Source organism: Treponema primitia ZAS-1 (assembly GCF_000297095.1).
Classification (GTDB): domain Bacteria; phylum Spirochaetota; class Spirochaetia; order Treponematales; family Breznakiellaceae; genus Termitinema; species Termitinema primitia_A.
The window spans coordinates 54512-81000 of sequence record NZ_AEEA01000056.1 but is presented as its reverse complement, the minus strand read 5'-3'; the positions used below and the strand labels follow the sequence as shown (position 1 = coordinate 81000).

Annotated in this window: 21 protein-coding genes and 1 pseudogene; 7 read left to right on the top strand and 15 right to left on the bottom strand. The window is 49.3% G+C overall.

The window, feature by feature from the left end; genetic code table 11:
* Positions 1–7: 7 nt before the first annotated feature.
* From TPRIMZ1_RS0110210 to TPRIMZ1_RS0110200, 3 genes are read right to left on the bottom strand one after another with little or no spacing between them, the layout of a single operon-like run.
* Positions 8–265: an HMA2 domain-containing protein gene (locus tag TPRIMZ1_RS0110210; RefSeq protein ID WP_010258642.1), complete on the bottom strand. Its 258-nt coding sequence runs from the start codon at positions 263–265 to the stop codon at positions 8–10.
* A gap of 2 nt (positions 266–267) precedes the next feature.
* Positions 268–2337, bottom strand: a complete 2070-nt coding sequence (locus tag TPRIMZ1_RS0110205; RefSeq protein ID WP_010258639.1) for a heavy metal translocating P-type ATPase — start codon at positions 2335–2337, stop codon at positions 268–270.
* A 3-nt stretch (positions 2338–2340) separates the two neighbouring features.
* Positions 2341–2577, bottom strand: a complete 237-nt coding sequence (locus TPRIMZ1_RS0110200) for a hypothetical protein (protein ID WP_010258637.1) — start codon at positions 2575–2577, stop codon at positions 2341–2343.
* 168 nt (positions 2578–2745) lie between these two features.
* Here TPRIMZ1_RS0110200 and TPRIMZ1_RS0110195 point away from each other — a divergent pair, with 168 nt between their 5' ends.
* From TPRIMZ1_RS0110195 to TPRIMZ1_RS0110170, 6 genes are all read left to right on the top strand, one after another.
* Positions 2746–3684: a ketopantoate reductase family protein gene (locus TPRIMZ1_RS0110195; RefSeq protein ID WP_010258634.1), complete on the top strand. Its 939-nt coding sequence runs from the start codon at positions 2746–2748 to the stop codon at positions 3682–3684.
* 236 nt (positions 3685–3920) lie between these two features.
* Positions 3921–7247, top strand: a complete 3327-nt coding sequence (locus tag TPRIMZ1_RS0110190; RefSeq protein ID WP_010258631.1) for an ATP-binding protein — start codon at positions 3921–3923, stop codon at positions 7245–7247.
* A gap of 37 nt (positions 7248–7284) precedes the next feature.
* On the top strand, positions 7285–8358 hold the full coding sequence (locus tag TPRIMZ1_RS0110185; RefSeq protein ID WP_010258627.1) for an HD domain-containing phosphohydrolase: 1074 nt from the start codon (positions 7285–7287) through the stop codon (positions 8356–8358).
* A gap of 19 nt (positions 8359–8377) precedes the next feature.
* Positions 8378–10774, top strand: a complete 2397-nt coding sequence (locus tag TPRIMZ1_RS0110180) for a response regulator (protein ID WP_010258623.1) — start codon at positions 8378–8380, stop codon at positions 10772–10774.
* A gap of 1 nt (position 10775) precedes the next feature.
* Positions 10776–11447, top strand: coding sequence for a cytochrome c biogenesis protein ResB (locus TPRIMZ1_RS0110175; RefSeq protein ID WP_038078454.1), 672 nt, complete (start codon positions 10776–10778; stop codon positions 11445–11447).
* Entirely contained in the window at positions 11444–12229 is a 786-nt protein-coding gene (locus TPRIMZ1_RS0110170) for a cytochrome c biogenesis protein (RefSeq protein ID WP_010258616.1), read from the top strand. Before TPRIMZ1_RS0110175 ends, TPRIMZ1_RS0110170 begins: the two co-directional genes overlap by 4 nt.
* Positions 12230–12410: 181 nt before the next feature.
* On the opposite strand, the gene TPRIMZ1_RS0110165 is transcribed toward TPRIMZ1_RS0110170, so the two are convergent.
* The 7 genes from TPRIMZ1_RS0110165 to TPRIMZ1_RS0110135 all read right to left on the bottom strand — a co-directional run bounded on the left by TPRIMZ1_RS0110165 (position 12411) and on the right by TPRIMZ1_RS0110135 (position 18280).
* Positions 12411–13784: an MATE family efflux transporter gene (locus TPRIMZ1_RS0110165; protein ID WP_010258610.1), complete on the bottom strand. Its 1374-nt coding sequence runs from the start codon at positions 13782–13784 to the stop codon at positions 12411–12413.
* Positions 13785–13787: 3 nt separating this feature from the next.
* The gene (locus TPRIMZ1_RS0110160) at positions 13788–14183 is read right to left on the bottom strand and encodes a hypothetical protein (RefSeq protein ID WP_010258607.1); all 396 of its coding nucleotides are present in this window, start codon (positions 14181–14183) and stop codon (positions 13788–13790) included.
* Positions 14146–14472 carry a YhgE/Pip domain-containing protein gene (locus tag TPRIMZ1_RS0110155; protein ID WP_010258602.1) on the bottom strand — a complete coding sequence of 109 codons (327 nt, stop codon included), beginning with the start codon at positions 14470–14472 and terminating at the stop codon, positions 14146–14148. The genes TPRIMZ1_RS0110160 and TPRIMZ1_RS0110155 overlap by 38 nt, the downstream gene beginning before the upstream one ends.
* A complete protein-coding gene (locus TPRIMZ1_RS0110150; protein ID WP_010258600.1) occupies positions 14469–15116 on the bottom strand; it encodes an MBL fold metallo-hydrolase in 648 nt (215 codons plus the stop codon). Before TPRIMZ1_RS0110150 ends, TPRIMZ1_RS0110155 begins: the two co-directional genes overlap by 4 nt.
* Complete coding sequence (locus TPRIMZ1_RS0110145; RefSeq protein WP_010258597.1) at positions 15113–15706, bottom strand: TetR/AcrR family transcriptional regulator; 594 nt, start codon at positions 15704–15706, stop codon at positions 15113–15115. The genes TPRIMZ1_RS0110150 and TPRIMZ1_RS0110145 overlap by 4 nt, the downstream gene beginning before the upstream one ends.
* A 118-nt stretch (positions 15707–15824) precedes the next feature.
* Positions 15825–17114 carry an imidazolonepropionase gene (gene hutI / locus TPRIMZ1_RS0110140; RefSeq protein ID WP_010258596.1) on the bottom strand — a complete coding sequence of 430 codons (1290 nt, stop codon included), beginning with the start codon at positions 17112–17114 and terminating at the stop codon, positions 15825–15827.
* 35 nt (positions 17115–17149) lie between these two features.
* Positions 17150–18280 carry a glycerate kinase gene (locus TPRIMZ1_RS0110135; RefSeq protein WP_010258592.1) on the bottom strand — a complete coding sequence of 377 codons (1131 nt, stop codon included), beginning with the start codon at positions 18278–18280 and terminating at the stop codon, positions 17150–17152.
* 163 nt (positions 18281–18443) lie between these two features.
* Here TPRIMZ1_RS0110135 and TPRIMZ1_RS0110130 point away from each other — a divergent pair, with 163 nt between their 5' ends.
* Positions 18444–18785, top strand: coding sequence for a phenylpyruvate tautomerase MIF-related protein (locus TPRIMZ1_RS0110130; protein WP_010258589.1), 342 nt, complete (start codon positions 18444–18446; stop codon positions 18783–18785).
* A 31-nt stretch (positions 18786–18816) separates the two neighbouring features.
* On the opposite strand, the gene TPRIMZ1_RS0110125 is transcribed toward TPRIMZ1_RS0110130, so the two are convergent.
* The 5 genes and pseudogenes from TPRIMZ1_RS0110125 to TPRIMZ1_RS0110100 form a co-directional block, all read right to left on the bottom strand.
* A complete protein-coding gene (locus tag TPRIMZ1_RS0110125; RefSeq protein WP_010258586.1) occupies positions 18817–20838 on the bottom strand; it encodes a urocanate hydratase in 2022 nt (673 codons plus the stop codon).
* A 47-nt stretch (positions 20839–20885) separates the two neighbouring features.
* Complete coding sequence (locus TPRIMZ1_RS0110120; RefSeq protein ID WP_010258583.1) at positions 20886–21725, bottom strand: hypothetical protein; 840 nt, start codon at positions 21723–21725, stop codon at positions 20886–20888.
* Positions 21726–21729: 4 nt separating this feature from the next.
* Entirely contained in the window at positions 21730–23268 is a 1539-nt protein-coding gene (gene hutH / locus TPRIMZ1_RS0110115; RefSeq protein WP_010258580.1) for a histidine ammonia-lyase, read from the bottom strand.
* Between the two features lie 221 nt (positions 23269–23489).
* Positions 23490–24853, bottom strand: a pseudogene (locus TPRIMZ1_RS20855) (YfcC family protein).
* Between the two features lie 88 nt (positions 24854–24941).
* Entirely contained in the window at positions 24942–26477 is a 1536-nt protein-coding gene (locus TPRIMZ1_RS0110100) for an HAL/PAL/TAL family ammonia-lyase (RefSeq protein ID WP_010258578.1), read from the bottom strand.
* Between the last annotated feature and the right edge of the window lie 12 nt (positions 26478–26489).

Here is a 26489-nt window from a genome sequence, read left to right as displayed (position 1 = left end):
CTTTCGTTTAGAGCTTGAATTGATCCGGCAGTTCCAGGTGAATACCCAGTTTTTCCAGTTCCTGTTTACCCAGTACCATAAGTTCCGCAGGAGGTAGTACTGCTATGTCAAATTCGATGAGAAGACTGCCGGTGAGGGGCTTAATCTCCACCCGGGTAATTCCCGGAGTGTTCTCTATGCGCTTAGAAGCCAGTTCAGCAATTTTGGGATCCCGCAGTTCTTTAAACCGCAGACGTATGCGGCCAGGACTGTAACTTACAATCATTTTTATTCCTTAACCAGGGGACGCATGCTGTTCAAACTGACCGCCAGGGTGGTGAGGTTGTGGAGCCATACGGAACTGGCGGTAGTAAAATTACCGAAAAAACTCATGAGGATGAGGGCGCTGTTAATGCTGATGGCAGCCACGGTATTGTCATGTATCCGCTTCATAGCCCGTTCCGACATGATCCGTGCAATGACCAGGGGATAGAGGGAAGGGTCCTTGAGGGTAATGTCCGCCACGCTCTGCGCCAGATCAGCCCCATCCTTCATGGCTATGCCCACATCAGAGGCGGACATGGCCGGAGAGTCGTTCATACCGTCCCCCACCACCGCCACGGAGCAGCCCTTTTCCTTAAGCGCCCTGACCAAATCTGTTTTTTCATTGGGCAGGAGTTCTCCGCGAAAACCATTCACCCCTAGATCCCTGGCTATCCTTTCGGTGGTCCGCTTATTGTCCCCGGAGAGAAGATAGATCCGTTTGATCCCAAGTTTCCGCAGCATGGCGATAACTTCCGCCGCTTCCTCCCGCAGGGGATCGTCGATAACCAGAAGCCCTGCCATTTTACCTTCCCGGGCAAGGTACAGAACGGATCTCCCTTCAGCGATGGCGGCGGCTTCATCGTCTGAGGCGATGGAAATATCAATTCCCTCATCGTCGCTGATAAAATGCCGGGAGCCGATTACCGTATGCTTTCCCTCATATTCGGTGGCTATACCATGGGCGGCGATGTACTTAACCGTGCTGTGCTTTTCCCGATGCTCCACCCCTTCTTCCAATGCACGCTTTACCACAGCCTTTGCCATCGGGTGGGGAAAATGTTCCTCCAGGCATGCGGCGATCCGCAGAACATCTGCGCTTTCGTAACCGTTATAGGGAATGATCCGCAGAAGGACGGGAGCAGCTTTGGTGAGGGTTCCGGTTTTGTCAAACACAATGGTGTCCACCCCGGCAAAGGCCTCCATGGGGGCGCTGCCCTTAAAAAACACGCCATTCTGCAGACCTTCACGCATGGCGGAAAGAAATACTAAGGGTGTAGAAAGTTTAATGGCGCAGGAATAATCTATAGAAAGTATGGTCTGAGCTTTTTTAAGATTGCCCTTGAGGAGTGCGGCAAATGCGGCGGCAATAAAGCTAAAGGGTACCGCTTTATTTGCAAGCTCATTGACCTTGCTTTCTATTTTAGCCTTGACTGCCTCCGATTCCTCTATAAGCTGTACAATTTTTTGGAAGCGGGTATCTTCCCCTTTTCGAACAAGTTCGACCACCAGTTCCCCTTCCTCAATAACCGTTCCGGCGTGAACCGTGGCGCCTATGGTCCGGGAAGAGGCTAGGGGCTCGCCGGTCATGGAACTTTCATTTACCATGGCGCTGCCTTCGACAACCCTCCCGTCCACGGGGATTAGGGACCCCGCCCGGAGCACCACCAGGTCGCCCTTTTCAAGCAGGGAGTAGGGAATCTGCTCGTCCCGGCCGTCATGACGTATCCATACCAAGCCCACATTCAGGGAAATTCCTATGGCAAGGTTTTCCCGGGAACGCGCCCTGGCCCAATCTTCAAGGTACTGACCGGTTTTAAGAAGCATCATCAAGGTTGATGCGGTCTTATAGTCCTTCCACAGCAGTGAAAGTAAAATTACCGATCCGTCAAGAAGGGGGATATCCATTTTCAATTTATACAGGGAACGCAGTCCCATAAAAATGAAGGACAGGGCGCCCACAATCGTAAAGAGGGGCTTGAGCGCCGGAGGACGGAGGAAGCGGAAAAGTTGATAGCCTATATAGGACCAGCCGGGACTTTCTTTTTTTTCCGCAGGCGCCGCTACCGGGATTAAGGAAACCATGTCAATGTGCAGCAAAATCCCAAAAATTCCCGCCTTATCAAGCAGGGCAGAATCGTAATACAGCAGTATGCTCCCCGTCCTGGGGTTAAAGGCGACGCTCCGTACCCCGGGGATATCCGCGATATTCCGGCTAATACCAGCCAATCCGCTGCTGGAACAAAGCTTTAGCGTATCCGGGTTGGCACGAAACCGGACCCGTCCGGGGAGGGAATGTACAAGCGCAACTTGCACCGCTTATGCCTTGGCCCCTTCGGTTCCGGCCGCCTTGCGCTGGGCCTCCGCTTCGGCAAGAAGATCCTCGGCGCCTTCTTTCATGATTTCCGCGGTTTCCATGGCCTTATCCTTCAAATCCATAATACCGCCCACGGCCTTGGTACACAAATTCCGAATTTCCTTGCTGTTTTTGTATACCAGCGCTCCGACTACCGCTCCGCCCACAAAGACCAGGCCGTACTTCCACCAATTATTCATGATCATTCCTCCTTGGATTCTATATAGTTATATCTATATAACTATATTATGTTAAACTAACATATACGAACCGGAAACTTTTGTAAAGTACTGGACAACGGTATATAACTTACGGTAAATTATTGATGTAAGTTTAGGCTAACATAAAATAGGGGGTGAAGTAAAAAAATGAGGCTATTGGTATACGGCGCCGGTGTATTGGGAAGTCTGCTTGCCCATTTGCTTCTTCGGGGTAACAACGATGTTACCCTGCTTGCACGGGGAATGCGTAAACGTGGGATCGACGAACAGGGCCTTGTCATCCGCCACTATATTCAGAGAAAAATAACAATAGAAAAAATCAAAACAATCGAAACACTTCCACCGGAAGACATTTATGATATCATTTTTGTGGTAATGCAGTACATTCACCTCTCCGCAATCCTCCCTATGCTCGCAGAAAATCAAAGCAACATTGTAGTCCTTATTGGCAATAACCCTACTGCTGCAGAAACATATACTGTGCTGTCAGGCGGTACGCCTAAAAACATCCTGTTCGGATTTCTGGCGGCCGCAGGACGGCGCGAAAACGGTACGGTCGTGAGCCTGCATTTCGGAGCGAAAATAACCCTTGGAAGTATTAGCGGTGATACTACGGCATATAAGGCTATACGAAAAGCTTTTAAAGGAGTTCCCTGTAAACTGGACTTTATCGAAAAGATTGATGGCTGGCTGAAGAGCCATCTCGCCATTATTTTGCCAATCGGTTATGCCTGCTATGCAACGGGCGGAAATCTGAAAAAGGCGGATGGAACCCTTTTGCACCAACTACTCGATGCGATGAGTGAAGGCTACGCGGTTCTAAATGCCCTGGGTATCCCTGTTGCCCTTGAGAGCGAAGATGGGTGGTTTCGTTCCGGCAGCCGCAGGGGGTATCTGCTGCTCAAACTGCTTTGTAAAACACCGCTTGGCAAGCTGATAGCAAGCGATCACGCCATGAGCGCCATCCCGGAAATGCAGGCGCTGAACACGGCCTTTGATGCATTGAAAAAACAGACCGATATTACAACGCTGGAATGGGATAAGTTGGAACGGTTTATGCCGGTATCATTTTATTTGGGGAAATAGGGCTTTACCCCAAAAATAGCATAATTTGCATGTTTGAATCTTCAACTCTCTCAAAACAGCCATTTCTAGTGTTATTTCTGGCAAAAAATACTAGAAACGACACTAGAAATGCGTTTGAAATATATCTTTCTTCCCGCAGTAGTTTTCAAAAATGCGCAAAGGGTTGTATACTATTGGAGGTGTTCATTAAAGGCTTTCCAACCGTGGCAGCCGCCGCGCAAGATAGGAGGTAGGTAATGTCAATCCGTACAAAGGTTTTCGCGATTATCATGATGATAGCGGTCATAATCATTATATTTGGTATTGGGACCGGCCTGTTCTTTGTCTCGGGACATCTCGAAAAAACCATTGAAAGCGATATGATTTCCATAACGGAGATTGCGGACAGGCTTATCACCACCGAAATAAACCGGCTAAAAGCGGATGCCGTCGTAGTGGGGCGGAATCTTATCAACGCTCCGGATGAGGAGCTTGAACGTATTTTGGCGGATCAGATCACCGCCTACGATAACTTTATGGCACTGACAATTTTTGACCATGACGGTATTGTGGCTCAATGGGGAACAGCGCCGACGCCTGAAGATTTAATCAACAGCGAATATATAAAAAGCGCCTTCAATGGGGAAATGGTCATCTCAACGACCAGAAACGACCCGAGCGGAGAGTTTGTGCTGCATGTCTGCATACCGGTGGGCGCTCGTGTTCTGTCCGCGACCGTGTCCGGTCTGTTTTTCAGCGATATTCTTTCCGAATTTGCCATATGGAATACCGGTAACATCTTTATACTGGACTCTGAGGGAACCGTAATAGCCAATGTGGCCAAAGACTTTGTGACAGGGCGAAATAATTTTATCGAACTAGCAAAGACAGACAGTCAGTTTCAAGAAACTGCCGATGTTACCGGCCATATGACTGAGGGGAAGTCCGGATTGGAACGGTATTCAATTTACGGTGCAGAGCAGTTCTGTGTCTACAGGCCGATTACGGGCTCAAGGGTCGGTTGGTCCTTAGGCGTGGCTGCGCCGCTCGTGGAAAGTCCGCTCCAGGCTGTCCGCAGCGGACTGCTGCTTGTGGGGGTAGTGTGTCTGCTGCTGAGTGTCATAGCCGCCTTTGCCGCTTCCCTTACAATTGAAAAGCCGTATAAGACAATAAACGAACTGGTAACGACCCTTGAATCCCAGGAGAAGCTCCTGTATACGATCAACGAGACCGCAGTGATGCTGCTTCAGGCGGAAACGAATAATTTTGAGAACGACATGTGGAATGGTATGGATATGATAGCGCGGTGCGCCGGTGTTGACCGAATGCGCATTTGGCAAAACCATACGGAAAACGGAGAATTGTATTGCTCGCAAATATATGAGTGGTCGGGAGGAGCGGATCCGCAGTCGGGTAAACCTATTACTATGAATGTCTCCTATAGCAAAACTATTCCCGGATGGGAGGAAAAGCTCTCCGCCGGGCAGAGTATAAACGGGCTCGCCCGTACCCTTTCACCGGCGGAGCAGGCGCAGCTCTCCCCCCAGGGGATTGTCTCCATTCTGGTTATTCCCGTACATTTCCAGGAACGCTTTTGGGGATTTGTGGCATTTGATGACTGCCACAAGGAACGTATATTTACCAGTGATGATGAAAGTTTGCTGCGCTCCGGCGGCTTATTGATCGCCAACACTATACTGCGCAATGAAATGACCCACGATATCGTTCAGGCGCGTGAGCTTGCAATTGCAAGCGCGGAAGCAAAGTCCGATTTTCTAGCAAATATGAGCCACGAAATGCGTACCCCCCTCAACGCTATCATCGGCCTGTCCGAGCTGACCCTTGATTCCGGAGATGTGGTTGGAAACGCACGGGAAAATCTGGAAAAGGTATATAATTCGGGGGTTACGCTGCTCAGCCTCATCAATGATATTCTGGATATATCAAAAATTGAATCCGGAAAGTTTGAACTTATCCCGGTCGAATACGATACACCAAGTCTTATCAACGATACTATCACCTTGAACATTGTGCGCATTGGTTCCAAACCAATCACCTTCAATACGGATATTGATGAAACTATACCGGGTTTGCTTGTGGGGGATGAGCTGCGTATCAAGCAGATTTTCAATAACCTTTTAAGCAACGCCTTCAAATACACAAGCGAGGGCAGCGTTGACTGGAGCATCTCCTGCGAACAGGACGGTGATAATATATGGCTGGTTTCCAGTATTAGGGATACCGGTGTTGGTATTCGCCCAGAGGATATGGAAAAACTCTTTTCTGAATACAATCAGGTGGATACAAAAAGTAACCGTAAAATTGAGGGAACCGGTTTGGGACTTTCCATCTGTAAAAGTATGGTGGAGATGATGGATGGTACTATTACGGTAAACAGCGAGTATGGAAAGGGCAGCACATTTACGGTACGTATACGGCAGGGTAGGGTAAACGCCGCTGTCCCGATTGGCGCGAAGGTTGCCGAAAATCTCAGAAACTTCTGCTATTCCGATAATAAGCGTGACCGAAGTTCAAAGCTGGTACGTGCGTATATCCCCTATGCCAAGGTACTGGTCGTAGATGATGTGCCGACAAATCTGGATGTCGCCCGGGGCATGATGAAACCCTATGGGATGCAGATAGACTGTGCATCCAGCGGCCCGGAGGCTATTGAACTGATCCGTAACGCCAATGTTACATACAACGCTATCTTTATGGATCACATGATGCCCGGAATGGACGGCATTGAGGCAACGCGCATCATACGCGAAGAAATCGGAACAGAATATGCAAAAACCGTTCCGATCATTGCCCTTACCGCAAACGCTATTGTTGGCAACGAAGATATGTTTCTGCAAAACGGCTTCCAGGCATTTCTCTCTAAGCCCATCGATATTATGCGTATGGATGTTATTATCAGCCACTGGGTCCGTGATAAGGAGTTGGAGAAAAAGCTCCAGGAAACGTATCCGGGTGGATCGGACAGACGCAGCGATAATGACAAAGGAATCAATTTTGACAGAAGCATCAATGGGCTTGACTTTAAAGATGGGCTTAAGCGTTTTGGTGACGATAAGGAAACGTATTTGGATGTACTCAAATCCTATACGCGGAATACGCCTCCTCTGCTCGATCAGCTGCGTAACTGTAGTTCGAAAAATCTGAAAAACTACGCAATTGTTGTGCATGGAATAAAAAGCAGCAGCCGCAGTATCGGAGCCGAACCGGTTGGGGCGGAGGCAGAGGCTTTGGAGCTTGCCGCAAAAGCAGGTGACTTTGATCTGGTTGACGCAAAAAACGATGGCTTTATTGAAACCGTACAAATTTTGATCGGTAATTTGTCTTCCCTGTTGCAAAATATTGCGGACAAAAACCCCAGGCCTAAAAAACCAGAGCCGGACGCGGATGTTCTGACAGCTTTGTTGGAAGCCTGCAAACGCTTTGACATTGACGAGGTTGACAGGGCCTTGAAGGAGCTGGAAACTTATGAATACACTTCCGCCGAAGGAAGCCTGCTGGTAGAATGGTTAAAAGAACAGGTAAGCGTAACTGGGTTCAAACAGATTATAGAACGTTTGTCATAGGAATGACAAATTGTAATTATTAAATAGGAGATTTCTTATGGAAAATGAGCGCAAAAAAATATTTTTTGTTGATGATAACATGACCAATCTTACTACCGGCAAGGAGATGCTTAAGGAACAATATAAGGTTTACCCGGTTCCTTCGGTAGATATTTTATTTGACCTGCTGGAAAATATTACCCCCGATTTGATTTTACTGGATATTGAAATGCCGGATATAAACGGTTATGAAGCAATTAAGCATTTAAAAAATAAACCCCGGTGGGTTGAAATCCCCGTTATATTCCTTACCTCCAAAACAGACGAAGGGAGCGAGTTGGAGGGTCTGAGCCTCGGTGCGATTGATTATGTAACAAAACCGTTTTCAGCACCGCTACTGCTTAAGCGTATTGAGAACCATCTTCTTGCGGAAACACGGAAAAAGCAGCTCATAGAATTCAGCGCCGGCTTGGAAGAAATGGTACGCCAAAAAACTGCGCAGATATTCAATCTGCAAAATGCGGTACTCAATACGGTGGCCGACCTTGTTGAGTTTCGTGACGATGTAACGGGAGGGCATGTTTCCCGCACACAAAAATATTTGAAGATCCTGCTGGATAAACTGATTGAAGAAAATATTTACGCAGACGAGGTATCTTCATGGGATATGGATTACCTGCTGCCCTCTGCACAGCTTCACGATGTGGGTAAAATTGCTATAAGCGACTTGGTACTGAATAAACCTGGTAAGCTCACTTCGGAGGAATTTGAAATTATGAAAACCCATACCACAATCGGTGTGGACGCCATAAAAAGGATAGAAAAGAATACGAATGAGCACGCTTTCCTGCGTCACGCCAGGCGAATCGCCGGAACCCATCACGAAAAATGGGATGGTACGGGATATCCCTCCGGCATAGGCGGGAAAGATATTCCGCTGGAGGGACGCTTGATGGCGATTGCCGATGTGTATGATGCATTGATTTCGGTCCGCCCGTACAAGAAGCCCTTCAGCACCGAAGAAGCGCGGAAGATAATTGAGGAAGGCAGGGGAAGTCATTTTGATCCGGTGCTTATCGATATATTTTCCAAGGTGGCCGGCCAATTTGCGGCAGTTGCAAGGGACATATAGTTGGTATATACTATTTTATATGGCAATAGGAACCAACCTAAGTTCAAAAGCCGCAGGTAAAGCAGTTCCCATTTATATTGCCGCCATAATTGTATTCTGGACGCTTATTGTGTCCGCCTCGCTGTGGCTTAATATCAGCCAAACCTATGAACATGCCAGGGCGTTTGCGTTGATCCAGGCCCGGACCGCCTTTGAAAAGGACATTGTGTACCGGCGCTGGGTTTCCGGTCTCGGCGGTGTCTATGGCAAGGTCGGCGATTCTCTTCCTCCAAACCCCTATCTGGCCAATGATAAAACCAGGGATATAATCGGACCAAATGACGTTCCCATGACCAAAATCAATCCTGCGTATATGACCCGGCTGGTACATGAACTGGGAGAGCTTGCTTCCGGCGTTACCGGCCATATAACCAGTAACAACCCCATACGTCCGGGGAATGAGCCGGATACATGGGAAAGTGAAGCGCTGTACGAGCTTGAGAACAATCCCGGAAAAAAGGAAGTAACCGGCGAAGTTATTCAGGACGGTAAGGAGTATTTGCGTTTTATCGGGCCCCTTGTTACCGAAGAAAGCTGCCTTTCCTGTCACGCGTTTCAGGGGTATACGGCGGGGGAGCAGCGCGGAGGTATCAGCGTAAATGTGCCGATGGCTCCCTTTTTAAAATCCGCCGGCGTAACCGTAACGTTTCTGAGTATCTCCCATGGCGCGCTCTGGTTTTTCGGCCTGGTGGTTCTGCTTTTGCTTGGCAAGCGGATTATTTTGCACATACGCGAACAGGACTCAGCGGAGGTTCAGCTGCGTACCCTGGCGGCGGAGCTTGAAGTACGGGTAGAGGAGCGCACAAAGGAACTGCAGATTAGTCAAAAGGCTGCGGAACGCGCCAACATGGCGAAGAGTGAATTCCTCTCCAACATGAGCCATGAAATCCGCACCCCCATGAACGCCATCATCGGCATGACCACCATAGGGGAAAAAACAGCCGATACGGAGCGTAAGGACTATGCCTTTAGCAAAATAGAAGATGCTTCAAAACACCTGTTAGGGATCATTAACGAAATATTGGATATGTCAAAAATTGAGGCCAACAAACTGGAGCTGTCCTATGAGGAATTCAATTTTGAAAGGATGCTGCAAAAGGTTTCCAATGTTATAAACTTCCGGGTAGAGGAAAAACATCAAATTTTTTCAGTTTATATTGATAAGGATATTCCCCCGGTGTTGATAGGAGACGATCAGCGGCTGACCCAGGTCATCACCAATCTGTTGAGTAACGCCGTAAAATTTACCCCCGAAGGCGGCGTCGTTTCTCTGACTACTAAGCTGGTTGGCGAATCTGAAGGTGAATATACCCTGCAGATTGAGGTGAAGGACAGCGGCATTGGCATAAGCCCGGAACAGCAGAAAAAACTTTTTACCGCCTTCCAGCAAGCGGAAAGCAGTACCTCCCGGAAATTCGGCGGTACCGGCCTGGGTCTCGCCATCTCAAAGCGGATCGTCGAAATGATGGGCGGCAGTATTTGGATAGAGTCGGAGCTTGGCAAGGGCGCATCATTTATCTTTACCATAAAAGCGCGCCCCGGTAAAGCCGGACACCGGGATCTCCTTGGCCCGGGAAGGAATTGGGATAATATACGGGTCCTGGCGGTGGACGATGCGCCGGAAATCCGGGATTATTTTTCTGATCTTGCCGAGCGTTTTAATTTCGTCTGCGATGTTGCCTCCAGTGCGGAAGAAGCGCTGGGCATGATCGATGTAAACGGTGTTTACGACATTTATTTTATCGACTGGAAGATGCCCCCGGGCATGAACGGCATTGAATTATCCCGGCGAATCAAGGAACTGAAACAGAATAAGTCCGTAATAATAATGATTTCTTCCACCGAATGGGATGCTATTCAGGAAGAAGCGAAAACTGCGGGGGTGGATAAATTCCTGCCAAAGCCCCTGTTCCCCTCTCCCATTGCGGACCTCATCAACGACTGCCTTGGCGTAACCGTCTCCCAGGGGGAAACAAAGACCAATGAAGCCGTATCCTTCGCGGGACGCCGTCTCCTCTTGGCGGAGGACGTGGAAATTAACCAGGAAATAGTACGCGCATTGCTTGAGCCCACGGAATTGGAAATTATCACCGCCGGGAACGGGGCAGAAGCGGTGCGTCTATTCAGTGAAGCGCCCCTTAGTTTCGATATGATTTTTATGGATGTACAGATGCCGGAAATGGATGGCTTCGAGGCGACCCGGCGGATTCGCGCCCTTGACGCCCCTAATGCTAAAACCATCCCCATAGTTGCCATGACGGCGAATGTATTCCGGGAAGATATAGAGAACTGCCTTGCCGCAGGGATGAATGGTCATGTGGGGAAACCTCTGGATCTCGATGAGGTTCTTGATAAGCTGCGAAGCTACATCCTTTAACATGCTGAAAAAGTTTTTTTCGCTATTCAGATCGCTTAAGCTTACGGCGGTATTAATTGCCTATTTTATCATTGCTGCGGCTATTTCGACATTTATACCCCGATCACGTTTTTTCAATACCCCGGCTTTTCTTGTCCCCGTAGGCCTGTTCTTCATCAACCTGCTTAGCTGTACTATTTTCCGTTTTACCGGGGAACTAAAAAAGAGAAGCCCGAATTTCGGTCCCGACATACTTCACGGCGGACTCCTCCTGTTTATCATCGCCGCATTTTTAAGCGCCCTTAACCGCGTGGACGGATCAATCACCCTGTCCCGGGGACAATCGGCTATGCTGCCAAACGGCACTATTATTGTTCTCGATGATCTTGAATATATCGAAGATAAAAACGCAAGACCCCTGGCATGGAAAAGTTATCTTTCGGTATTCCAAGATAATGTAATGGAACTAAAATCGTATCCCCTTGAAGTAAATCATCCCCTTAAAATTGGGGGATTTTCTTTGTACCAGTATTCCTACGGTATTTATGCTGACGGCCTTAATGCCGGTGATGAATATACGGTTCTTAGGGCAGTATGGGACCCCGGCTATGTTATGGTTGTGATTTCATTACTTATTGTTGGAACAGGGATTGTTATTACATTGTTAATTAAACTAAGGAGACAAAAATTATGACTATTATTTCTACTACCGCCTGTATTGTTTTAAGCTTCGCTGTTATTATTCAGATTATATTTTTATTCAGAAAAGCTGATGAACCCATAAGCCAGTGGATGACACTTCTAGCCGCAGTACTGCTTATGGCAGTATCCATAGTCCGGAGTATACAAATACAATTTATAGCCCTTACCGGAACCTTTGAATCCCTGATATTTTATGCTGCGGTAATTTGTATAATTTCTTTTGTCTATAAAACCCAGCGCCGCATTCCTCAAAGTAAAACAATCAGTTTTATTTCTATTTTTATTGCCCTGGTTTTTCTTGCAGTTGCCAGTTCCCCCTTGACCGGTAAAGAAGCCCTGTTACCGGTTCCCAGTCTGCGTTCCTCCTGGCTGCTGCTCCATGTTTCTTTCGCTTTTATCGGTGAATCCTTTTTTGTGGTATCCTTTGCCGCAGCTTTGGTTTCTCTTTTTGTCAAAACAGAGGAAAGGCGCCTGAAATATGATAGAATTACCTATACTGCTATATTGGTGGGCTATCCTGTTTTTACCGCCGGGGCTCTCATTTTTGGTTCCATCTGGGCGCAGAAAGCCTGGGGGAGATGGTGGGGCTGGGACCCAAAAGAAACCTGGGCTCTTATTACCTGGCTGGTGTATACTTTTTATCTGCACTTGCGTTTAATTTTTAAAAAGAAAGGGAAGCTGATTTCCCTTGTTGCGGTAATAGGTTTTCTCTGTACGATTTTTACTCTATTTGGGGTAAATTATCTTTTACCAGGCCTGCATAGTTATAAATGAATATTTTTTCCATAGCCCGGATCTGATTCACCCGTTCCCGGTAGACATCGGAAACGTACAGTGAAGCAGAAGCGGGAGATAATACCGATAGAAAGACCCCAGAGAAGTTTCTGCCAAGTGGGCGGTTCCTCGTCCTGTTTGATGTCCTTGGTACTATGGCCAGACGCGTCAGGGTACCTGACTATTCCCTTTTTTCGCTTTCCTTCATTTCCCGGAAAACGCGTATCGAAAGTGGAATTGATAGGATAAATGTGCCAAGATCCGCAGCTGGTTGGCTGACCAAAATGCCGGTAAATCCCAGGAGCGGAGTGAGCAGAAACAGCAGGGGCAGCAGAAACAGCCCCTGGCGGGCTACGGCCAAAAGGCTTGCTTCGAAGGCCTTACCCATGGTCTGCATCATCATACTATTGATGGTTATCCAGCCGAGCAGGGGAATAGTGTAACACTGATACCTGAATGCCCTTGTTCCGATTTCTATAAGCAGAGTATCGTCCGGCCTGAACAGCGCAATAATCTGCGGGGCAAAGATAAAACCCAAAACACCCAGGGGGACTAGGAAGATGTTCATGGCAATCAGCGAAAACCTGAACCCCTGTTTTACCCGGGCGAATAGTTTTGCTCCGTAATTAAAACCGCACACCGGCTGAAATCCCTGTCCTATACCGGCAACCAGTGATGCTGCCATCATAAAAACACGTTGTACTATGGTAATTGCCGCAATGACCTCATCCCCGAAGGGGCCTGCAAGGTTATTCATGCAGATACCGGCAACGCTGGCTATTCCCTGCCGCGCCAGGGAAGGCAGACCGCCCCGCACCATTTCCCGGTAATTTGCCAAACACGGGGAAAAGTATTTAAACCTAATGCGCACATTATCTTTTTTACCCGAAGCCATAAAGAGCAGACAAAAACTGATAAACTGACTGATCATGGTAGCAAAACCCGCGCCACCGGTTCCCCAATGAAAAACAAAAATGAACAGTGGATCAAGGGCGATATTGATAAGCGCCCCGCCCACCATGCCGATCATACCGTGAAAAGAACTCCCCTGATAACGGAGCAGGTTATTTTGCATCAGGGAACACATCATAAAAGGGGCGCCCATAAAAATGAAACGGATGTAGTCCCGTGCAAAGGGAAGAATAGTATCCGTGGCGCCAAGCAGGCGGACCAGGGGATCCAAAAACAGGATACCGAAAACCGCAAGTAATACACCGGCGATAAGGGCTGAAAAAAAGCCTGTAGCCGCCATTTTTGAGGCGTTGGTATGGTGCTGCGCCCCCAGCTCCCGGGCAATATAATTACCCGATCCGTGGCCGAAGAAAAAACCCACCGCCTGTATCACCGCCATGAGGGGGAAAGCTACGCCTACCGCCGCGGTGGCGCTGGTTCCCAGGAAGCTTACAAAAAAGGTATCCGCCATATTGTACAATGCGCTGATAAGCATGATTATTGCCGACGGAATGGCAAGCCCGGTGATAAGAGGGCCGATTGGCGCGGTGGTCATTTTAATGAATTTCTCGTTCTGTTGATCATCCTTCATTATTTGTTCCATAAATCAGTTATTCTCCGGAAGCAGGATCATCTCTCTCCCGAATAATTTTGTATGTTTTCTGCCGCGAAATGTTTCAACCACCGCGCAGACAATCAATGCGCCGATTAAAACCGCGATCTGTACGGCGAGGGATTGTATCAATACATTTCCGTCCAGCGGAACACTGGAAATTGTTTCGCGCAGCGCATTCAGCGAATACGTGAAGGGTACAAACGGGTGAAGCGCCATAAACAATCCGCCTTGGGTGAGCTCCGTCGGGAAAGTGCCTCCGCTCGCCGTAAGTTGGAATATCAACAGAAACATCGACAGCATTTGCCCGAACATTCCAAATATACTGATAAGCGTTGATACCATGGCTATACTAGTCAACGCCGACACCGCAAGCGCGGCCAGGGTCAACAAACCGCTCCTTCAGCCCGCTGTCGGCGGCTTTTCTACCAGGGAAAGACCACTTAACATCAGTCGAACCGCGCAAATGTTGTTCAAGACCCGCGCCGTATGCGCCGAAATCCTCGTTGACGAACGCAACGGGTAAATTACCGATGTTTTCATAGGGATTCCAGAATGCCTGTAACCAAAATAATGGATACATTACCGGAACGATAAGTATCAGTATTGTTGCGAAAATGCTGCCCGGTTTACGCAGGCTCAACTTTAAACCGTGTTTAAAAATTTGCAGTGCATTCATGATTGGTTCCCCCATAATTGTTCAATAAGCGGCAGTAATTTTTCTCTCGTCATGGGGTTTCCATGGGAAGGACACACAAGGGTAAAAGGAATTTTCTTTAACAACGAAATAGAATTCGCTAACAGCTCCCCATTCCAGTTCATTCTTGAAGGTATTTTCTTTATATGCGTTCCTTCAATCCTGAAAAGATCCCCTGCAAAAAGTACACCCCCATAAAGAAAAACATGATGCCCGGGAGTGTGTCCGGGCGTATGGTACATCTGTATCGCAACGGAATTCCCCGGCGCCTCAAGTGGTTTGCAGTATTTCGGAGGGACTACATGTAAAAATTTTTGTAGGTACTTTTTTATTCCCGGCCTTGCCGCTTGGTTCATAAGATAGGGTAAATCTTCCTTGCCGATAAAAACTTCGGCCCCGGTCTTTTCTTCAAGGAAGCGGACATTCCCGGCGTGATCCACATCGTGGTGGGTTAAGAGGATCCGTCTAATGTCCTCCGGTTTTATACCGAGGCAGGACAATTCCTGCAAAATACGGTTCCCCTTGTTCGGCAAACCGGTATCAATAAGGGCCTGTTCATCCTCAAGGTAAAATACATGACCGTACCCCGCACAGTCCAGCGAATAAACACCCTCAGTTATGTTCATATGCGCACTCTCTTTTTTTGGTAGTTTTTCAGCATAACAATAAGCATATCTACCATTTCGTTAAAACTTGCCTCTTTATGTACCCCACAGCCTTGGTGAAAGAACCCCATCGCTTCAAGGGAGACAAATCCATGCAGACTGCTCCGTATAAAACGGATAAAGTGTATTTCATCATGGCCCTTCAATTTGTAGGGTTCCAGAATCCTGATTAATGTGTTTTGCAGGGAATGGGCTGTTTCCTTGAGTTCCGCATTTTCCGACCGGGGAATAATAGAAAAGGCCTTATACAGTTCGGGGTGTTTTTTCGCAAAACCCCAATAGGCCGCTGCAATTTCCCTAATCGCCTGTTCCCGGGAACGGCCCACAACCCTGTTCCGGACGCTCTTCTCCATGGACTCCAGGGCAAATTGGGCCAGGCGTACCCGCAAATCTTCCAGGCCGCTGATGTGGTTATAGAGGGACGGCGGCTTTACCCCCAGGGCTGTGGCCAGATTTTGCAGGTTCAGGCTTTCAAAGCCCTGGGATTCGGCAAGAGTTACCGCCGCTGAAAGAATCACCCCGTCATCCAATCCTCGTTTTTGTCCCACCATGGTTCCTTTATAGACTAATATAAATAATATATAACTAATATGATTAGTCTGTCAAGAGAAAAGGAAATACCGACTGTCTACGGCGGTGAAACCGGGAAACGGGTATGAGCAGGGTACTTTATGATACCCTATAACAAACCTTTCCGTTTTTAATGACCTGGCTGACTATATTTTTTGCCGAATGATATACCAGAAAACGGTAATCAGGGTATGCCAGTACTGTTATATCCGCCTTCTTCCCCGGTTCTATGCTGCCAATGGAATCGGCTTTTTTTAAGGCCCCCGCACCGTTTAGGGTTAGAGAACAGATAGCCTCTTCTATGGTCATACCCATATGGATAACTCCCAGGGAAAAAATAAGGGGTATAGAATTCGTAAAACAGCTGCCGGGGTTATAGTCGCTTGCCAGGGCCACGGCACAGCCTGAGTCTATAAGCTTCCGCGCCGGCGCGTAGGGCTTGTTCAGGCAAAAGGCCGTACAGGGCAGAAGGGTAGCCGCAGTATCGCTGTCGGCGAGCATTTGGATACCCCTGTCGGATACGGCGAGCAGGTGATCCGCACTGGCGCAGCCGATTTTTGCCGCCAGTTCTCCGCCCCCCAGGGGGATAATTTCATCGGCGTGGATCTTTGTATCAAAACCCAAGTCCTTGCATATACACAGGTAGCGCTCGGATTCTTCGGGGGTAAAGACACCCTCTTCGCAGAATATATCCACAAAGCGGGCCAGCTTTTTTCCCTGAATAAGCGGCAAAACTTCCTTCACCATAAAATCAATATAAGCGCCGCTTCCTCCGGGATAGTCCCGGGGAATTGCATGGGCGCCCATATAGCTTATTTCCACATCCACCGGATGTTCCCGGTTTAAGCGGTTTAAAACCTCAAGCTGTTTCAGCTCGCAGTCCCTGTCAAGCCCGTACCCGCTTTTGCCTTCCACGGTGGTAACCCCCATGGAAAGCATATCGTTAAGCCGTTTAAAGCCGTCGTTGAATAGCGTTTCTGCGGGAGTTTTTTTGGTGGCGTCCACCGTACTCTGTATACCTCCTCCCATCTTCATGATATCCAGGTACTGTGCGCCGGAAAGCCGCATGATAAATTCTTCCGGCCGGTAACCGCCAAAAACAAAATGGGTATGGGAATCCACAAAACCCGGGATAATTGCTTTCCCGGTCAGATCAATGCTTTCCATCCCGTCTTTCCCAGGATGATATTTCTTCAGCAGCATATCTGTTTGGCCCACTTCCATGATGGTATCCCCTTCGATATATACGGCGGCATCGGGAATAATTTCCAGCTTACCCATTTCCTTGCCATGTTTTAAGGTATTTCCAATAGGTGTTACAAGCTGGGCTGCGTGATATAAGAGCAGAGATGCTGAATCAGATACGGTATTTGATGGTTTCTTAAACATTTTTATCACCCCCCTTGCTGGTCATGGCTTCCTGCTTATGTAATACGAATAAACCGCAGTAGGTTATCCATGGTCAGGGCCAGGTCGTTTTTGCTTCGGGATCGCAGTTCCTTATAGGGCAAAGCAACCCGGTTGATGCTGAAGACCGCGCTGACCCCTTCATCATAGGCCCCTTCAATGTTGTCCCCGATATCTCCGACTATGGCAATGACCGGAACATTTTGTTTTTTTGCCCGCCGGGCAACGCCGATAACCACCTTCCCCCGGAGGCTTTGGAAATCTATTTTACCTTCTCCGGTAAAAACCATATCCGCTCCCTGTAGTATCCGGTCAAAATGTACCGTATCCAAAACAGTCTCTATGCCCATCTGCAAACGGGAACCAAAGAAGGCAACCATACCGCCACCCATGCCCCCCGCAGCGCCTGCGCCGGGCAGTTCCGCCACATCGGTTTTCAATTCCCGCTTTACCGTTTCCGACACGGCTCGAAGCTGGTTGTCAAGAAATTCCACCATAGCCGGATCGGCCCCCTTCTGCGGACCAAATACGTGGGCTGCCCCTGTCGACCCGTAAAGAGGATTATCAATATCACACATGGTAACAAATTCGATCGAGCCCAGAGCCGCCTGTAAACCGCTCGTATCGATATGGCCTATCTGATCCAGGGTCTTCCCCAGGGGAATAAATTCCTTACCGCTGCGATCATAGAAGCGCACCCCTGCGCCAGCCGCTGCGCCGGCGCCGAAGTCATTGGTGGCGCTTCCCCCCAGGCAAACGATAATTTTTTTACAACCCCGCCCGGCGGCATCGGCTATCAATTGTCCTACCCCAAAGGTAGTAGTTTTCCCCGGATTGAGTTTATCCCCTACCATGGGAAGTCCGGCGCAGGCGGCCATTTCAATCACCGCTGTTTTCCCGCCGTCAATAAGACCGTAGAAACCCTGTATATCTTCCATGTAAGGACCCTTTGCGGGGATGGAGATCCTCTGTCCCCCCACCGCCGCAAGGTATGAATCTACGCTGCCCTCTCCGCCGTCCGCCACGGGAATCGACACTACCTCTGCTTCGGGATAATACCTATGAATCTGCTTTTCCATGATTGAACAAATTTCCGCAGAATCCATAGTTCCCTTGAATGAGTCAGGAATAAGGATAATTTTTTTCACAGAAGTACCGATCCTCTGGTCATTACGAAACCCCCTGAATATGTATTATGTCTTTATTATACACGATTCTCTTTAAAAAATAAAGGTTACGGAGAAGAGGCAATACCGGAATGGCTTGTTCAGGCTGTTTTTTTAGGCTATAGTACCACCAAGGAGAACTAAGATGCCATTCATTTCAGTAACCATCGGACAAAAACTGAGCGGCGCAGAAAAAGAAAAACTCAAAATCGAACTCGGCCGCCTCATTACCATCATCCCCGGTAAAACCGAACCCGACCTCATCGTCCACATCCAAGACTCAGACACCGTATACATGGGTGGAACAGAAACCCCCTCTGTCTACATCGACCTCCGTGTCTACACTAAGACCAAAGAGGACGCCAAAAAAACCTTCACCAAAAAACTCTTCGAGTTTATCACCGCCGAATACGGTATAAAACCGGACCGCCAATACCTCACCATCAGCGAATACGAAAACTGGGGCTACGACGGCGAGTTCCATTAAACAAAAACCCGGCGGTAAGGTAGAATCCGCATCATGTAAAGTGTTTGTGGACCGTCTCCGCAACCAGATCCTCATCCGCAAGGTAGGGGAGGGTGATCTGGCTCTCCCCGGCGTATTTTCTATTATACTCCTTAACGGTTTCAATGGAGTGGGGGTTACGCGCCCAGTTCCGTCTGGCCACGCCGCCCATCACGTCCCAGAGCATGGCGCTTTGTATGACGCCGTCAACACGGGCGCTGCCGTCCAGCACCAGACCGAAGCCGCCGTTAATAGCCTTCCCTATGCCGGTGCCTCCGCCGTTGTGCAGGGCCACTAGACTCATACCCCTAGCGGCGTTGCCCACATAACACTGTACCGCCATATCGGCCATCACATTGGAACCGTCTTTGATATTGGAAGTTTCCCGGAAGGGGGAATCGGTTCCGCTTACATCGTGGTGATCCCGCCCCAGCATGACCGGGCCTATTTCGCCCTTCCGCACCAGTTCGTTAAATTTGAGAGCTATCTTTATTCTCCCCTCTGCGTCCTGGTAGAGGATACGCGCCTGGGTTCCCACAACCATTTTGTTTTTTTCCGCGTCCCTGATCCAGTTGTAGTTGTCCATGTCCTGGTATCTTCTGTTCCGGTCTATGCAGTCCATGGCCGCCTGATCCGTTTTACGCAGATCCTCGCTTTTGCCGCTCAAACATACCCAACGGAAGGGGCCGTACCCATAGTCGAAGAGCAGGGGACCCATGATGTCTTCCACATAGGAAGGGAAGGTGAATCCATCCTTATCATCTATACCGTTTTTGGACACCTCCCTTACCCCCGCATCGTACACGGCCTTTAGGAAAGCATTCCCGTAATCGAAAAAGTAGGATCCCCTTTCGACACAGATTTTAATAAGTTCATAATGCTTCCGCAATGAAGCGTTAACCCTTTCAACAAATAGATTTCGTTTGTCCTTCTGTGCAAGCAGGGCGGTCCTTTCCGCAAAGCTCATCCCCTGAGGACAGTAACCGCCATCGTATGCCGCGTGACAGGATGTTTGATCGCTCATGAGTTCAACTTTAATGTTACTATCAACAACGTATTGGAGCAGATCAACAATATTTCCATGGTAAGCTATTGAATAGGGTTCCTTCTTTTTTAAATATTCATCTGCCTTGGCAAAAACATCCGGGAGCTTAGACGAAGAATAGGAAACCCAACCCTGGTCCAGCCGGGTTTTAATGCGGCTCTCGTCCACCTCGGCTACAATCCCCACCGCTCCGGCAATCTCCGCAGCCTTGGGCTGGGCCCCGCTCATGCCGCCCAGTCCGGAACTGACAAAAAGATGACCCCGCAAATCGCTGTCCTTGGGGATGCCCAGTTCATTTCTGCCGGCGTTGAGCAGGGTGTTGTAGGTTCCGTGCACTATGCCCTGGGGGCCTATGTACATCCAGCCCCCTGCGGTCATCTGCCCGTAATTTGCCACCCCCATTTCCTCGGCTATTTCCCAATCTGCCTGGTTATCGAAAAGGCCTATCATGAGCGCGTTGGTAACCGTTACCCGCGGCGCTTCGGGCCGCGATTTAAAAAGCCCCGCCGGATGCCCGGAGGCGACAACCAGGGTTTGGTTTTCCGTTAGGTTTTCCAGATATTTTTTTATTAGCCGGTACTGCAGCCAATCGTGACAGACACTGCCGGTCTCGCCGTAGGTTACCAGTTCATAGGGGTAGAGGGCAACTTCAAAATCAAGGTTGTTATCGATCATGACCTGAAAGGCCTTGCCCTCGATACACTTGCCCTTGTATTCATCAATGGGCTTTCCATAGATTCTGCCTGCGGGTCTGAACCGGTAGGCATAGATTCTGCCATAGGTATACAGTTCTTCCAGGAATTCCGGAATAAGCTCCCGGTGATATTCCGATGGCACATAACGCAGGGCATTTTTCAACGCGGTTTTTGTCTGCTCCTCGCTGAGCCTGAAACCCCGGGACGGCGCCCGTCGTATGTTTTTTTCAAACTCCGGTTTAAGGGGAAGCGCGTCTCCTTCTTTAAACAAACGTATCTGCATGAAATCGTCCATGATAGTTCTCCTCATTTATATTACAAATTATTGACCATGACAATTTTTTACAAGTATGCGATTCCCCTGGCGGCGAGTTTAACCTTTCCCCGGATAATAATTTTCCCGATAGCGTTATTCCCATAGTCCGCTTGGACCGTGATCCTGCCGCCTCCCTGATCTATGTTTGCGCTGACAGGCGATTTGCTTCTCCAGGCAAGATAGGCGCCCATGGCAGCCGTGCCTGATCCGCAGCCCCGCTCCCAGGTTACGCTTTTTGATCCCCCAACGTATACCAGGGGATCCATCCTGTAATCGGTCCCGTTTGCTTCAAAAAGCATTATCCCAAGGGCATCCGCTTTCAGCTCCTCATTCCATTTTATGATAGCCCTTTCAGCAATACTGTGCAAAGCCTTTTGTTCACCACCTTCCGTGTCCAGGAGAATGTGGGTAATGCCCTGGGTCTGAACTACATGAGCTTCAAATGAGGATCCCTCAAACTGAAAAATACGTTTTACTACGCCAAGTACCGGCGGCATACCTACGGATACAAGGGCTGTTTTTTCCTCATCAATGCAGGGACAGACCTCGCAGTAAAGCAGTCCCTCCGCACCGGATACCTCCAGGGGCACCGTTACTTTTTCGCCGCCCCTAAGTCCGTCATCAAAGACGATAAGCGCTGCGGTTGACATACTGGCGTTTCCACAGAATTCACCGCCCATCATATGGAGCCGGGTTCGCGCGCCTTCCAGTGTTGGCTTTTCCAGGTATCCCACCTGTTCAGCGAACAGGGAACCGTAAGCCATAAGCTTGGCGGCAATCTCACCGTATTTTTCACGGGGCAAAGGACTTTCCACCAGGATAGTCATATTTTCTGTCGGATTCATTTTTGCAAATTTAATTTCCATTTGTTTACTGTTTCCAACTGGGGAGCAGATCACCTTCAACTGCGTCTGCAAATATTCCTTTGTCAATTAAATTTGCCGCCGTTTCTATATCCGGTGCAAAAAAACGATCCTTGTCATAATTCGGGACCACCTTCCTCAGTGCTTCATGATATTTTTCAAGGGCCGGTGTGGTCTTTAATCCCTTCTTAAACTCGATCCCCTGAACGGCGGCTAAATACTCTATGGCCAGAATATACTTCACGTTTTCCGCCATCTCCCAGAGTCTGCGCCCCGCATTGGGCGCCATGGACACCTGGTCTTCCTGATTGGCGGAAGTCGGCAGGCTGTCAACGCATGAGGGGAAAGAAAGTGTTTTGTTCTGGCTTGCCAGGGCCGCCGCGGTAACGTGGGCGATCATAAAACCCGAGTTAACCCCGGCGTTTTCAACCAGGAAGGGCGGGAGCCGGGACATATGGGGATCCACCAATGTCGCTATACGGCGTTCCGAAATGGCGCCGATCTCCGCAAAGGCCAGTGCCAGATTATCCGCCGCCATTGCCACCGGTTCGGCGTGGAAGTTACCCCCGGAAATAACATCGCCGTTGTCGGTAAAGACCAGGGGATTATCGGAAGCGGCGTTTGCTTCAATTTCAAGAACCGCCGCCGCATTTCGGATCTGTGTAAGGCATGCGCCCATTACCTGGGGCTGACAGCGCAGACAGTAGGGATCCTGAACACGATCGCAGTTGATATGGTCATCCCCTATTTCGCTGCGGGGACCAAGAAGGCGCCGGTATGCGGCAGCGGCGTCGATCTGTCCCTGTTGGCCGCGAACCTGGTGTATCCGTTCATCAAAGATTGTACGGGCGGCTGAAACTCCTTCAATGGTTAAACAGCCGCAGGCGATAGCAGCGGCAAAAAGGTCCTCCGCAAGGAAAAGGCCCTTTAAGGCAAAGGATGTTGAAACTTGGGTTCCGTTCAAGAGCGCAAGTCCTTCTTTCGGGCCCAACTCTATGGGGGAAAGACCGGCGGCCTTCAGGGCTTCCTTCCCGCTGAGGGTTTGTCCTTTGTAATGGGCAAACCCTTCGCCCATGAGTACAAGGGTCATGTGCGCCAGGGGGGCAAGATCCCCGGAGGCTCCGACGGAGCCTTTCCGCGGAATGACCGGATAAACCCCGGCGTTAAGCATATCCGCAAGACAGCGTACTAGCTCAAGCCTGACGCCGGAATACCCCCTGGAAAGCCCCTTTATTTTGAGCAGCATGATAAGCCGGGTAAGACCATCTTCGATAGGTTCACCAACCCCTGCGGCATGGGAAAGTACCAGGGATTTTTGTAAAAGAGCCAAGTCGTCCGTTTCTATCCGTTTGTTGGCAAGATGGCCAAAACCGGTATTTATACCATAAACAACCTTGCCGGAGTTTATGACATCGCTTACAACGCCGGCGCTTTTTTTAATACCCTCCTCAATATCCTTACTAAGGGTCACCTCAATGGGTTCCTGCAGTACAATTTTCAGCTCAGAGATTTTGAGCGAAGATGCGCTGATGGTAATTTTATACATTTTATATCCCTCTAAGATTCATTTTTTCCGAGCCAATTCCATTATGAAGTATAAAATATGATATAGTATAAGTCAATAAAATACTATATATTAAATAACATTGATAATATACAAATTACTATAATAATAGAATTGATATGTATCAATTCTATTATTATAGCATATTTTTTATAGAGCGGATGCCAATGGAAATGCTGTCCTAAGCCTTACTCCGAAGAAGCTCACTGCCAACCAATTAATACACCGGTAACGGTAAAAATCACCGAGAGAATCCAAACTATCACCATGTAGGGAAGTATAAAACGGAACCAACGGGAAAACGGAACCCTAGTATAGGTTAGATAGGCTATAAGCACCGCCACTGTGGGATAACACAGGTTCGAAAGTCCATCCCCAAGCTGAAAAGCCAGGATGGCGACCTGTTTATTGACATGCAGAATGTCGGCAAGGGGTAACATGATTGGTAATGTTGCCATGGCCTGTCCGCTTCCGGATGGAATGAAGAAGTTGATTATCGTTTGCACAACGAACATAACCGTTGCGGATGCTGCGGTGGAAAAACTTTTGAGCGGCAATGAAAGATAATAGATGATAGTATCGATCACCCCCGCCTTTTCCATGATGACCGAGATACTCCGCGCCAGTCCTACTGCGATGACCCCGCCGAATATCGCCCGGCCACCCTCAATGAAGGTGTCTGCGAGATGGTTAGGACTGTAACGGCAGACGATCCCCGCGGCTATGCCCCCCAGAATATAGATCGACGACATCTGGGGAAAACCCCATTTCCAGACTATGGTCCCGTAGACTATCATTCCCAAGGTAGCGACAAATATTAGAAGCACCACTTTGTGGGTGAGAGTGAAGGGGATGGTTTCGATGTCGTCCTTGTTTCGTTAAAAACGTTATCAATATTTGCAGCAAGACTCTGGGAGGGATCTTTTTTTATCCTGGCGGCATAGGAAAGGATATAAGCGAGAGAGGCCGCCCATAGAACCAGTAGTACCACCAAGCGGTAACCGATACCTGAAAACATAGGAAGCTGGGCCATGGACTGTCCGATGCCGACAGTCCATGGGTTTGTTGGGCCGGCAGTCCAGCCTATTGTGATACCGACAACAGGCACCGCTATCCCTACAAAGACATCGTAGCCGAGGGCCAGCGCTATCGAGATACAGAGCGGCGCAAAGGGAATTGCCGCTTCCAGCATGCCCGGGAAAGCCCCTAAACAGGCAAAAAAGGTGAAAATCAGGACAAGTACCCAGGAACTTTTTTCCTTGCCAAAACGGCGCGCAAAGGCAGCCACGATTCCGCTGATGGCCCCGGTACTTTCAAACAACCGTATGGCCCCTCCGATAATGAGGATCATGAAGATCAGCGGCCCGGCAGCGCCTAAACCCTGATGAACAGAATCGAAAAATTCAAGAAACTTTAACGGAGTTTTATCGACGATGTGAAAACTATTGGGGTCCACGACCTGTCTGCCATCAATGGTGATCTTTTCATAACGCCCCGTTGGCAGGAAGAGCGACAAAATCCCGACAAGAATAACCAAGCCCAGTAGTAATACTACCGCATTGGGCATACGACTTATTGTTTTTTGCTTATCTGTCATTAAATTCTCCTTTTAAAACAGTTGGTTTTTATAGTATTGTTCTATGACGAGGAAATTACTAATCCATGGTTCCGATAAGGTCCTCCGCAATCTCCCTTACCCGTCCTGAAGACACCAGATCCCGGCACCATTCCATGTCAGGGGAAATATAATGATCCTCGGTCATGAACGGCGCCTTTTCCCGGACGGCTTTTAGGATCCGCTGTCCGAACCGGGAGGGCGAAACTCCGGCGCCGGCTTTTAATTCCAGGGCCTGGGCGGCGGCAAGCAGCTCGTTGCCAATTACATATTCCAGAAGCCCCGCTGTTTCACGGGCCTTTAACGCCGCGTTATACCCCATGCTGACGTAATCTTCCTGCAGCGCACAGGTGGGTATGGCGTCTATTGAGGCGGGATGAGCCAGGACCCGCATCTCACCCAAAATACCGGCGGAGGAATACTGCAGAATCATATAGCCGCTGTTTCCGCCGGGATCGGGGGATAGAAATGCCGGGAGACCGCTGACCAGTTCGTTGACCATACGGTCGGTACGGCGTTCGGCGATTTTTGCCAGATAGCAGGCGGCGATACACAGAGAGTCCGATGCGATGCCGACAAAGCCGGCGTCGGCGTTGCAGGCGCTCAGGGCTTCCCCCGATGGATGGATGATGGGGTTATCGTCGCAGGAATTTATTTCGTTTTCAATTGCCGTCCGTGCGTCCAGAATAGTTTTACGCGCCGCCCCATGGGCCTGGGGAATACAACGGAGGGACAGGGCGTCCTGCAAATTCTGCCCCCCAAGCTTTTTCAGAATCTCGCTGTCCGCCAAAAGGCCCCGCAGATGATCCGCGGTTTTCCATTGATCCGCTTGTTTTTTGACGGACATTACCCGTTCATCAAAGGCCCCCATATTGCCCCCCAGGGCCTCAACGGTCACCGCAGAAACCGCGTCCGCCGCAGCGAGGGCGTTTAACAAACCGTATTCAGCCAGGGCAGCCAGGGCGGTAGCCGCGGTCCCGCCGCTGATCAGGCAGAGACCTTCCTTGTAGCCCAGCCGAATCGGTTCAAGGCCGGCAGCCTTTAAAGCCGCCGCCCCATCGGTCAAAGTTCCGTTAACAAAGGCCTTGCCCTTTCCCATCAGGACCAGGGCAATATGGGCCTCTACTCCCAGGTATCCCACTGAACCGTGGATAGGAGCCCAGGGGAAAACCCCCCGGTTTAAAAACTCCGACAGAAGTTCCAGTACCTGAAGCCGTATGCCGGTATACCCGGTTCCCAGGTTGGCGAGCATCATGAACATGATGGCCCGCACCCCTTCTTCATCCAGTGGTTCCCCCACAGCGGTACAGTGGGTCAGAACCATTTTTTCCTGGTATATGGCGGCTTCATCTTCGGGGATTACCCGTTTTACATTATCACCAACCCCGGTGGTAACGCCGTAGATCAGGCGGTTTTCCCGCACAAATTGTTCTACCAAAGCCCGGCTCTGATTTACCCGCTCCCGGTATGCGCCGGAAAAAGATACGGGGGATCGGAAACGGGCAACGGAGATCAGATCTTCTATGGTCAGCGTATCACCAAAGCATACGCCGGTAAGCTTATTGGGCTGGTCCATAATTACTCCATG